We start from the raw sequence: 465 nt of genomic DNA, 5'->3' as shown, positions 1-465 counted from the left end.
AGTAGGTCTGGGGATGATATTTCCCCATCAGATTTTCATGAAATGCCTGAACATCAGCCAGTAAATTACTATAAGCTTCCCAATCTGTATTAATTTGACTTGAATTCAATGTAGTGTTAAACGGATTCAACAGGTTTTCATCCATTAGCTTCCACCATTTCTCTCGGTTCAGATAAAGCCCACTATAAAGACAGTTTTCTTTCTTATCGTCTTCTCCAACCGGGAGATCTCGGGGCAGCGTTAATATACTACCGTCACGGTCAACGACCTTAAGCCAGTCGTCACCATAATCGTTGGCAGGGAGTAACTCCAGCGCGCCGGAAGACTGAGAGCCAATCGCCACCATCTCTGCTGCGTTGCGGCCAAGGATATGGCTGGTGAGATATCCTACAGCGCCAGCCAAACCGGACTCTGTATTTTCAGTACCGCGCTTCATGCGGGTATAGGTCGCCGCCGCGCCAATAG

The 465-nt window shown here is 47.7% G+C and carries 1 pseudogene; it reads right to left on the bottom strand.

The features are described 5' to 3' along the window. Positions 1-465, bottom strand: a pseudogene (locus CWM53_RS00015) (hypothetical protein); the annotation flags it as partial.

The organism is Klebsiella sp. A-Nf5 (genome assembly GCF_002810545.1).
GTDB lineage: Bacteria > Pseudomonadota > Gammaproteobacteria > Enterobacterales > Enterobacteriaceae > Klebsiella > Klebsiella variicola.
The sequence above is the reverse complement of the archived record's forward strand: the minus strand, read 5'-3'. Positions and strand labels throughout refer to the sequence as shown.